Here is a 9,340-nt window from a genome sequence, read left to right on the forward strand (position 1 = left end):
GGAAAAGCGCAATCGCAACAGGGAACAAGGGAGCGACAACAGGCCATGGACGGGCCACAAACCCTCAAGTCACCCTGGGTAACCCCGCTGTCTGGCCCGGATGGGACAGATCGGAGGCTTTGCGTCCCGGCATCACTGCCGGTTTGCCCTTTGCCTGGGTTCCGTGAGGAACGGCTCGAGTATAGGAAGCAAGTGACCACTGCTCAATCTTTATTCTCGAAGGAAAATATGTGAATGCTGGCCGCCTCACACTTTTCGCTCCTACCTGATGACAAATAGATCATCAATATCAAACTGTTAGCCACGTCAAAAAATGGCAAATGGGCTCCTTTGTCTCCTCATAATGTGCGTTGGTTCACTGGTCAGAGCTGCCAGAAATGTGACAATGCGCGCCCTTGGCCACGATGCCAAGGCTATGGAAACACTGGCAAAAATAAAAAAAGGAATACCCATGAAAGGAACACCTACCCTGCTGTCGCTGGCCGTGGGGCTCGCGCTCGCGTCCCCGTCTCTCTACGCCGCCGGCTTCAGTTGCCCGGCCGACAGTGCCCTCACCCCCATCCCCGCCATCCAGGGCAGTGGCGACAAGAGCCCCCTCGTCCCGGACGATCAGTTCGAAAGCACCCAGAGCGTCTCGGTCAAGGCGGTGGTCTCGGGTCTGGGCGAAAGCCTCAACAAGGGCTTCTACCTGCTGGATGTGCAGGGGGACGGCAACCCCGAGACGTCGGACGGCATTTTCGTCTACCTCAACGACAAGAACTTCGCCAGCAAGTACCCGGATATCCAGCCGGGTGCCCTGGTCTGTCTGGAGGCCAAGGTCGAGGAGTATTACGGCCACACCCAGCTCAAGCCCCTGTTTGACGGCAGCACGCCGCGCCTGACGACCCTGGCCCAGGGCGCCGCCCCGGCCGCCACGGCGCTGCGGGTACTGGAGGGGGAAACCCTGGCCCGAGCCCTGGAACGTCACGAAGGGATGCGGGTGCGCCTCGACGCCGACAGCGCCCTCAAGATCAGCCGCAACTTCAGCTACGACTATGCCGCCCGGCGCAACAACCTGGTGCTCGCTCACGGCGCCCCGCTGATGAAGCCGACCCAGCTCCATGTAGCGAGCAGCCCCGAGGCCGTGGCGCTGGCCGAGGCCAACGCCAGCAACCGCGTCTTCCTCGAGTCGGACGTCAAGGCGGGGGACGGCAAGCTCCCCTGGCTGCCCGCCTGGGAGCCGGAGCAGGGTTACCTGCGCATCGGCGATGCCCCGGTCAACCTGGAGGCCATGGTCGGCTACAGCTACAACGAGTACCGCCTGATCGTGCCCCGGGATCAGACCATCACCGCGGGGGATCTGCTGCGCACCGGCGACAACGACCGCCAGAGCGCCCCGGCCCGCCTGGATGGCACCGACCTGCGCATCGGCAGCTTCAACGTGCTCAACTACTTCACCAGCCACTCCAGCGTGGGGGGCGCCCTCAACGTGCTCTGCGCGGATCAGGCGGATGCGGACAGCGCCAAGGGCTGCAACCGCGGCGCCAAGAGCCTGGAGGAGTTCCAGTTGCAGCGCGCCAAGATCGTCAACGCCATCACCGAAATGGACGCCGACCTGCTCGGCCTGATGGAGATGGAGAACAACGGCTTTGACGAGCACGCCGCCCTCCACGATCTGGTGGAGAGCCTCAACGCCAGGCAGAAGGAGGCGAGCAAGCACTACGCCTTCGTCACCCTGCCCAAGGCCCTGCTCACGGAGGATCGCTTCTTTGGCGGCGACGCCATCATGGTGGCCATGATCTACCGCCCCGCCCTGCTCACCCCGAGCGGGGATGCCGACGTTATCCCCCTGCCCCAGCAGCGCTACACCACGGGCGGCGTCACCAAGAGCGCCGGTCAGCGGGACTCCCTGGTCCAGCGCTTCACCGTGGCGGGCAGCGACGCCCCCCTGACCCTGGTGGTCAACCACCTCAAGTCCAAGGGGTCGGGCTGCTATGAAAACGGAGATGGCAAGACGGAGCCTGCGGACCTGCAGGGCAAGTGCACCGAGTTTCGGGTGAGCGCCGCCAAGGTGTTGGGGGAGGCGGTGAGCAAGATGCCGGGCCAGGTGCTGCTGGTGGGGGACTTCAACTCCTACGCCAAGGAGGATCCCATCCGAGTGCTGACCGACTATGCGCCGGTCGCGGGGGAGCGCCAGATCCGCTCCGCCTCCCACACCTACATCGGCGACAAGCCCTATGAGCAGATGGGCCAGACGGTGGCCAAGGGTTACGGCCTGGTGGATCTGAACGTCAAGTTCAACCAGGAGAAGGCCATCTCCTACAGCTACGAGGCCGAGCTCGGCACCCTGGACTACGCCCTCGCCAACCCGGCGCTGGCTGACAAGGTGGTGGCGGTGGCCGACTGGCACATCAACTCCTTCGAGAGCAACCTGTTCGAATATGGCAGCGCCTACACCGGCGATCTCATCAAGTCGGACAACCCCTTCAGCGCCTCGGACCACGACCCCGTCATCGTTGACCTCAAGCTCAAGGAAGCGAGCAAGGGGGGTGGCGGCGCCATGGGCGCCCTGCTGCTGGCCCTGTTGCCGCTCGCCTGGCGGCGCCGTCGCTAAGACGCGGCATCCTCGATGCCAGGTGCAAAGCCCGCGATGATCGCGGGCTTTTTTTGTGCCAGGGCCATTTGAAAAACAAATGCAAAGGGCCACATCATGGGATGAATAAATACCCTGTTGCCCCCGCCTCGCCCCTTTCCCGGGGACTGGCACCCTGCCGACGGGGAAACCCGGTACTGACACCAGGGGCCGGATGGCGTATCCCGCGGGCTGCCGAACGAGCCAACCGCCACGCGGCAGAGGATGGCATCGCGCAGCCCGCGCCATGGCCATGGCGGCATCGGCGCCAATCCCCACCCTCACCCCCGTCAGCGGCGGCCAGGGCCGCTGATGCCCTCGCGGACAGGGTGAAGCGCCATCGCAGGCTGCCGAACGAGCCAACCGCCACGCGGTAGAGGATGGCATCGTGCAGCCCGCGCCGTGGCCATAGCGGCATCGGCGCCAATCCCCACCCTCCCCCCCGTCAGCGGCGGCCAGGGCCGCTGACGTCCTCGCGGACAGGGTGAAACGCCATTTGCCAGACAAATGCAAAGGGCGAGATCATGGGAGATCCAAATGACAGGCAAACAAAAAGGCCACCGCGATGCGGTGGCCTTGGTGCTTTCTTGCGAAAGATGGTGGAGCTACGCGGGATCGAACCGCGGACCTCTTGCATGCCATGCAAGCGCTCTCCCAGCTGAGCTATAACCCCAACTCACCTCGGCGCTACCAAAGTTATCTCTGGCAACGGAGGCGCATGATAGGCATCACCCGCTTTGCTGTCAACCCAAAATTCTCGCCCACTGGAGCGTTTAGTCAAAATTCAGGCAGTTAGCTGTTTTTACCGCCAACCTCGTCTCTATGTCGCTGTTTTACGTCGCAAATCCGCTTGAGGCCAAAATACGAAGGGCCCCCGTCAGGGAGCCCTTTTCATGCCATGGCCGATGTTTATTCAGCGGCCATGCGCGCTTCGATATACGCCAAAGCGCGATCTATACGGGCGAGGACCCACTCCTTGCCCACCAGCGCCATCACGGCGTCGATGGCAGGGGAAAGATTACCCCAGACCGGTGACGGCAATGTGCGGCGGCAAGCTTACTCGGCGGCCATGCGCGCTTCGATATACGCCAGGGCGCGGTCGATGCGGGCGAGGACCCGCTCCTTGCCCACCAGCGCCATCACGGCATCGATGGCAGGAGACTGGCCCAAACCGGTGACGGCCACACGCAGCGGCATGCCGACCTTGCCCATGCCCTGACCCAATTCGGCGGCGGTCGCTTCAATCAGCTCGTGCAGCGCCTCGGTGGTCCAGGTCTCCAGGGCCGCCAGCTTGGTCTTGGCCAGCGCCAGCGGCTCGGCAGCCACGCCGCGCAGGTGCTTCTTGGCAGCGGCTTCGTCAATGGCTTCGTACTCTTCGAACAGGTAGCGGCTCTGGGCGGCCATCTCGACCAGGGTGTTGCAGCGCTCGGCCAGCAGGGTGACCACGTCAGCCAGCGCCGGGCCATTGCTGGTATCGATCTGCTGGTGTTCCATGTGCCAGGCCAGGTGCTTGGCCACATAGGCCGGATCCAGGCTACGCATGTAGTGGTTGTTCAGCCACAAGAGCTTGTCGGTGTTGAAGGCGGAGGCGGACTTGGAGATGGCATCCAGGCTGAACAGCTTGATCATCTCGTCCAGGGTGAAGATCTCCTGATCGCCGTGGGACCAGCCCAGACGCACCAGATAGTTCAGCAGCGCTTCCGGCAGGTAACCGTCGTCGCGGTACTGCATGACGGAGACGGCGCCGTGGCGCTTGGAGAGCTTGGCGCCGTCGTCACCCAGGATCATGGAGACGTGGGCAAATTCCGGTACCGGCGCGTTCAGCGCCTTGTAGATGTTGATCTGGCGCGGGGTGTTGTTGATGTGGTCTTCCCCACGCACCACGTGGGTGATCTCCATGTCCCAATCATCGACTACAACACAGAAGTTGTAGGTCGGCGCGCCATCGGTACGGCGGATGATGAGATCGTCCAGCTCGGTGTTGGCGAACTCGATGCGGCCACGGACGTGGTCATCGAACACCACGGACCCTTCGGTCGGGTTGCGGAAGCGGATCACGTGCGGCGCATCGGCCGGGTGATCGTGGGCGCCATCCCGGCACTTGCCGTCATAGCGGGGCTTCTCGCCGTTGGCCATCTGGCCTTCACGCAGCGCTTCCAGACGCTCTTTGGAGCAGTAGCACTTGTAGGCGCGGCCGTCGGCCAGCATCTCGTCGATGAGGCCGTTGTAGCGATCGAAGCGTTTGGTCTGGTAGTAGGGGCCCTCATCCCAGTTCAGCTCCAGCCATTCCATGCCCTCAATGATGGCGTCGATGGCCTCCTGAGTGGAACGTTCCAGATCGGTATCCTCGATACGCAGCACAAACTCACCGCCCTGGTTCTTTGCAAACAACCAGGAATAGAGTGCGGTACGGGCACCGCCGACATGCAAAAAGCCGGTCGGGCTGGGAGCAAAACGGGTTTTGACTTTCATCTTTAAGCCTTGTGTAGAGGGCCTTGGGCCAATTCGTTAAAAAAACCGTCGCATTTTAGCACCGACAATGACGGATGGGAAAACCATGGCGAGGCAGAGGGGAAAATAGGGTCTATTCCCGCAAAAACCGCTGTTTTAGAGTGATGTCTCAGAATTTTCCCTTTTTTCCCGCTTAGCTAGGCGAGGTCGCTGGAGAGATCTCCCGCACAGCCGATACTTCAGTCACCCCGTCAACGAACCCTCAACGATACAAGGAACGCGCGATGCAGTTTCGTTCTATCCAGAATCGTATCCTGGTACTGGCCGGTGTCGCCATGACCACGGCCCTGGTCATCCTGATCCTGCTCAACCAGTATTCAGGTCGGCAGACCCAGCAGCTCACCATCGACTCCAGCCGCGCCGCCCTGCAACAGGAGGCGTGGCAGAAGGTGAGCGCCAACGCCCGTGCCGAGGCCGCCACCATCACCCAGCTGCTGCAAAAGGGGCTCTCCTACACCCAGCAGATGGCCAGCGTCTTCGCCCGCCAGCAGGAGGGCAAGCTGCCGCTGGATCGCCAGCAAGCCACCGACCTGCTCAAGGCACAGCTTGCTTTGGAGCCCCAGCTCTATGGCGCCTTCGCGGGCTTCGAACCCAACGGCTTCGACGGCCAGGACGAAAGCTTCGCCGGCCAGAGCGCGCTCGGCAGTGACGACAAGGGGCGCTTCGTTCCCTACTTCTACCGCGACAAGGAGCAGATCGGCAGCGATCTGCTGCTCTCCATCGAAAAGAGCGATCCGGACGAGTTCGGCAACCCGGCCAACGATTACTACGCCTGCCCGAAACGGGAGGGGCGCCCCTGCCTCATCGATCCCTTCAAGGTGGACATCAACGGCCAGCAGGTGCTGGTGAGCACCATCACTACCCCCATCCTGGTGGATGGCCGGTTCAAGGGCATCGCCGCGCTGGATCTGGCGGTGGACTCCATCAGCCGCCAGGCCCAGTCCCTCAACAGCAACATCTATGACGGCAAGGGGGAAACCCTGATCGTCAGCGCCGCCGGTGTCATCACCGGTACCAGCGGCGACGCCAGCCTGCTCGGCAGCCGCGCCGACAAGGTGCTCGGCAACGGCTGGCAGCAGTACCTCAAACCGGACGTGCAGCGCCAGGAGCTCACCGACGCGTTTCGCATCTCGGTGCCCATCGCGGTGCCCGGCATGGCCCGCAACTGGGCCATCATCGTCACCCTGCCCTACAAGGTGGTGCTGGCGGGAGCGGACGAGCTGGCACGCCAGCTCACCGACATGAACCGCGCCGCCATGACCCAGCAGCTCATCGGTGCCCTCATCGTACTGGCGCTGGCCCTTGGCACCATGCTGGTCATTGCCCGCAGCATCACGGGCCCCATCCGCCAGATGGTCAGCCTGGTGGATGACATCGCCGACGGCGACGGGGATCTCACCAAGCGTCTGGAGAGCCGCTCAAGGGACGAGCTGGGGGCCCTGGCCCGGGGCATCAACCGCTTCATCGACAAGCTGCAGGCCCTGCTCGGGGATGTGCAGAAGACCGCGAGCGAGGTCCATCGCCACGCCGGGGACACCGATCGCATCGCCGGCCAGACCGACAGCAACCTGCAGCATCACCAGGCGGAGATGGAGCAGATGCTGACCGCGGTGCAGGAGATGTCCTATGTCAGCCAGGAGGTGGCCACCCACGCCAACAACACCGCCGACTCCGCCAAGCAGGCCCAGAGCGCGGCGGACGAGGGCAAGGTACGCTTCCAGCGGGTGATCCACTCCATGCACAAGGTGGCTGCCGAGGCGGGCAAGGGCGCCGAGGTGGTGGAAGGGCTGGCTCACGACAGCGAGCAGATCACCAGCATCCTCACCGTCATCCAGGGGATCGCCGATCAGACCAACCTGCTGGCGCTCAACGCCGCCATCGAGGCGGCCCGGGCCGGCGAGCAGGGGCGCGGTTTTGCGGTGGTGGCCGACGAGGTGCGCAAGCTGGCGGGCAACACCCAGCAGGCGGTGCAGAATACCCAGGAGCTGATCGACAAGATCCGCCACAGCTCCACCAACGCGGTCAACGCCATCCAGCAGAGCCAGCAGCTGACCCATCAGGCGGTGGGGGAAGCGGATCAGGCGGAGGCGGCCCTCGGCAGCATCTTCCAGGCCATCGCCACCATCAACGACATGACCTACCAGATCGCCTCCGCCGCCGAGGAGCAGAGCTCGGTTTCCGAGACCGTCTCCGGCAATCTGTCAAAAACCAGCGCACTGGCCAACGACATCGCCAGGGACGCCACCAGCACGGCCAACGCCAGTCAGGCCTTGCGTCAGGCGGCGGAACGTTTGCAGCAATTGTTGGGTCAGTTTCGTCTCAGCTGATAATTTTCATGCTCCGGACTCTCCCCCTCGGGGACGAGTCCGTTTACCATAGGCGGCATATTTGCCTGATGGCAGGCAATGTAGTGAGAGGTAAATGCCGTGCCCACCCCGGACCGTCGCCCACGTGGCCATAACAGACGAGCCCAGCAGCGTCGCCAAGACGAATCACAAGGAACCCTGCTCCAACGTATCAACGCGGCTACCCTGCCCCTGCGTCAGCGTCTCGGCCAGGGCATGAGTGGCCTGGGTCAGCGCAACAAGGAGCCGAAGGCGGCCTCGTTCAAGCTGGCAAGTCCCCTGCCCCGCAAACACACCATAGGGTTGCTGGTGCTGATCCCGCTCTGGCTGCTGGTGCTGGCCTGGGAGCCCGCTCCCGCCGCCCCGACCACGGCGCCGTCAGGCTCCCTGGCGGTCCCCCTGGCCGTGCCGGCCCAGGCCCTGACCGTCGGCAACGCCGGTGAGCCCCAGGCCGCCAAGCCCGTCGAGGAGAAAGTGGATGGCACCTGGTTGCAGCACGACGTGCAGGCCGGTGAAACCCTCTACTCCATCTTCCGCAAGTTCGAGCTGCCGGGGGCCGAGCTCAGCCGGCTCATCGCCATCGAAGGGCCGGACAGGCCGCTGACCCGGCTGCAGTCGGGCAAGTCGGTGTTCATCCTGGTGGACACCAGCCGCCGCATCCAGCGGGTCGAGGTCCGCTCTCTCGGTCAGGTCAGCTACCGCTACGACCACCAGGGGGAAGGGTTCGCCCTCAAGGAATAAGGGGCTCGACCACCCCCCTTATGTAGACGGGAGGCCATGGCTTCCCGTTTTTTTTGATGTGAAGCATGAAACAAGCTGCTGACTTCACAATACTTTTAGCTCGCTCAAAAAATGAAAAGTGCCAAATTGACAAGGGATCGGGCTCCAGTACAATCGGTCAGGCTTTAGACAGGGATTGTGCTACATGCTACTGGGACAAAGAGACGTGGTCAGTCATGCTTCAACCCCTGACTTCCAGGCAAATGCTGCCCAACCAGGCTTAGTTTCATTTTGTTATAGATAGGACTTACCACATGTCTGACATTCGCACCGGCCAAGTAAAATGGTTCAACGAAACCAAGGGTTTTGGCTTCATCGAGCAATCCCAGGGACCGGACGTTTTCGTTCACTTCTCCTCCATCCAGAGCGCAGGTTTCAAGACCCTGGCTGAAGGTCAAAAAGTCCAGTTCACTGTGACCCAGGGCAAAAAAGGCCCTCAGGCCGAGAACGTCACCGTTATCTGAGCCAGCGCCAGTGAACCCGTAGGAGGAGCCATCGCCCCTCCTATTTTTTTGCCCGCGATCTTTCCTTCCCGACCGGCAGAGCTCTTGCCGGGCTTGCCATCCCCACCTGCAAGCCGCTTATGGCCGCCACCAGCCGCTATAAATCAAAATTATGAGTTTTGGTTAAATGCCCCGGTTTTAACTTATAGCGAGCCACTGTCTGTCATTCAGGCCCTGCCAAGCCTGTTAGCCGACCGCAAAGGGTTGTGCCCGATCTCCGGGAGGCTATTAGCAAGCAATACATCTTGGTCTTATGACTTGGGATGTGCGGGGAAGAGAGAAAGCAGGCAAACGCCGGATACGACAAATCATCGCGGCGCTATGTGATGGGCAATTCAAAGGGATTATGAGGACGTCGAAGAGAAATTGGAGCGGGAAACGAGACTCGAACTCGCGACCCCAGCCTTGGCAAGCGCGGATCATGCTCTACCAACAGGACGCGGCAGTGATGGTACTGAGAAACTGGATTCGTGTACTTGGGGGAGAGATTGAATTCGAAGGGTTCGAAGAGAGATTGGAGCGGGAAACGAGACTCGAACTCGCGACCCCGACCTTGGCAAGGTCGTGCTCTACCAACTGAGCTATTCCCG

At 62.3% G+C, this 9,340-nt stretch carries 5 protein-coding genes, 1 tRNA gene and 1 riboswitch; of the genes, 4 read left to right on the forward strand and 2 right to left on the reverse strand.

The features are described 5' to 3' along the window. Positions 1 to 74: 74 nt before the first annotated feature. Positions 75 to 158: riboswitch (cyclic di-GMP riboswitch) on the reverse strand. Between the two features lie 293 nt (positions 159 to 451). Beyond that, positions 452 to 2,593, forward strand: coding sequence for an ExeM/NucH family extracellular endonuclease (locus PG879_RS18985; RefSeq protein ID WP_109112971.1), 2,142 nt, complete (start codon positions 452 to 454; stop codon positions 2,591 to 2,593). Positions 2,594 to 3,208: 615 nt separating this feature from the next. Here PG879_RS18985 and PG879_RS18990 read toward each other — a convergent pair. Both PG879_RS18990 and gltX read right to left on the reverse strand, forming a co-directional pair. Continuing rightward, positions 3,209 to 3,284 (reverse strand) — tRNA-Ala (locus tag PG879_RS18990). A gap of 383 nt (positions 3,285 to 3,667) precedes the next feature. Beyond that, complete coding sequence (gltX, locus tag PG879_RS18995) at positions 3,668 to 5,083, reverse strand: glutamate--tRNA ligase (protein ID WP_010675482.1); 1,416 nt, start codon at positions 5,081 to 5,083, stop codon at positions 3,668 to 3,670. 263 nt (positions 5,084 to 5,346) lie between these two features. On the opposite strand from gltX, the gene PG879_RS19000 reads away from it, so the two are divergent. The 3 genes from PG879_RS19000 (at position 5,347) to PG879_RS19010 (ending at position 8,711) form a co-directional block, all read left to right on the forward strand. After that, a complete protein-coding gene (locus PG879_RS19000; protein ID WP_052816393.1) occupies positions 5,347 to 7,449 on the forward strand; it encodes a methyl-accepting chemotaxis protein in 2,103 nt (700 codons plus the stop codon). 99 nt (positions 7,450 to 7,548) lie between these two features. Continuing rightward, on the forward strand, positions 7,549 to 8,208 hold the full coding sequence (locus PG879_RS19005) for a LysM-like peptidoglycan-binding domain-containing protein (protein ID WP_052816394.1): 660 nt from the start codon (positions 7,549 to 7,551) through the stop codon (positions 8,206 to 8,208). A 293-nt stretch (positions 8,209 to 8,501) separates the two neighbouring features. Beyond that, the gene (locus tag PG879_RS19010; protein WP_005297820.1) at positions 8,502 to 8,711 is read left to right on the forward strand and encodes a cold-shock protein; all 210 of its coding nucleotides are present in this window, start codon (positions 8,502 to 8,504) and stop codon (positions 8,709 to 8,711) included. The last annotated feature ends 629 nt before the right edge of the window (positions 8,712 to 9,340 follow it).

Source organism: Aeromonas sp. QDB63, assembly GCF_027707425.1.
GTDB classification, from domain to species: Bacteria; Pseudomonadota; Gammaproteobacteria; order Enterobacterales; family Aeromonadaceae; genus Aeromonas; species Aeromonas caviae.